This window comes from Phocaeicola faecium (assembly GCF_014837055.1).
Classification (GTDB): domain Bacteria; phylum Bacteroidota; class Bacteroidia; order Bacteroidales; family Bacteroidaceae; genus Phocaeicola; species Phocaeicola gallinarum.
Genome location: NZ_JACSPQ010000044.1, coordinates 1 through 1109 on the forward strand (window position 1 = coordinate 1; position 1109 = coordinate 1109).

Here is a 1109-nt window from a genome sequence, read left to right on the forward strand (position 1 = left end):
GGCATATGCGGATGTCGCCATGAGGATCATCCAGACGCCCCACATGAGGATCACCCACCGGTCAGTGCAGGCAAACCTGGTGATTGGGCGGTGATCCCGGTTCTGCTGCCCTGCCCTACTCATCGGCGACCTCCGTAAGATCCCCCATGGAGGATCTCATCGCGTCCAGCAAGTTGCCGATGACTCGCACATGGTCCGTTTGATATAGGCCGACGGGATAGCGGCCGCCACTCACGTCGAGCAGCTGGAGAACGCCTGCATCCAGCACGTCCAGAGCACGTACAGGGACCGGCGCGGTGCTGAAGAGACCCAGATCGATCTGCTCGCCGGTGTCGAGCTTCACAGCCCCGACCGGCACCCAGAACAGATCCTCGCCTTTTAGACCGGACCGCTTGGACGACGGCCTGATGTAGTCCGCTGTTCTGGTCTGCGTTGCGTAGACCAAGACTCCCTCCGATACGGGAGAGTGCAAGATTCTCATAGGAGAATCCTTTCCTTGTTAGGGAGGTCGAATCGCTAAGCTGGACCCGACCTCCAGTGGGGTCCGGGTCTCACGCTGAGCTTCCAAAACCGTGCGTGAGACCCGCTTACACGGACATCATATGCAAAACAATTTTTTATCGCAATCTATATAGTTGATATATATGCAGATGATATATATCATTGTCATATGAGTGATTTAAACAATAACGACCTGACGCAGCAGTTCACCAAGTCCGTCATAGATGTAGCGGAATCGCTTATCAATGACGGAGTTTCCACGCCGAAACAGGATCTTGCCATACCGGACGTTCCCGCGTCGAAGCAGCGAACCTCCGGATACAACGAGACGTTGGACTGGCTGAACCATAAGGGAGACTTCAAGCGTGATAAGGAAGACGCTGGAAAACTGATTCGCCAAGTGTTTGAAGCTCAACTCATGAATTTTCTATTCGAGAACCTTGACGGCTGGGCACTGACTGTGGTGAAGTATGCAGAAAATCAGAGCTATGCTCTCGATGTAGCTCTCGCCAAGGTCTGGATACTCAGCCAGCTGGAGCATACTGTCGCAGCGGTCACGGAGTGGCAAGCAGGAATAGCCTATGCACAAAAGGAGACGCTGACCAGTT

General features: G+C 53.9%; 2 protein-coding genes. One reads left to right on the plus strand and one right to left on the minus strand.

What is annotated here, in order from left to right; translation table 11 throughout:
- Nucleotides 1-115: 115 nt before the first annotated feature.
- Nucleotides 116-445, minus strand: a complete 330-nt coding sequence (locus H9626_RS13565; RefSeq protein ID WP_191710828.1) for a hypothetical protein — start codon at nucleotides 443-445, stop codon at nucleotides 116-118.
- 225 nt (nucleotides 446-670) lie between these two features.
- Between H9626_RS13565 and H9626_RS13570 the strand changes: the two genes are divergently transcribed.
- Nucleotides 671-1109, plus strand: a 439-nt coding sequence (locus H9626_RS13570; RefSeq protein ID WP_191710829.1) for a hypothetical protein, incomplete at its 3' end; no start/stop codon positions are given.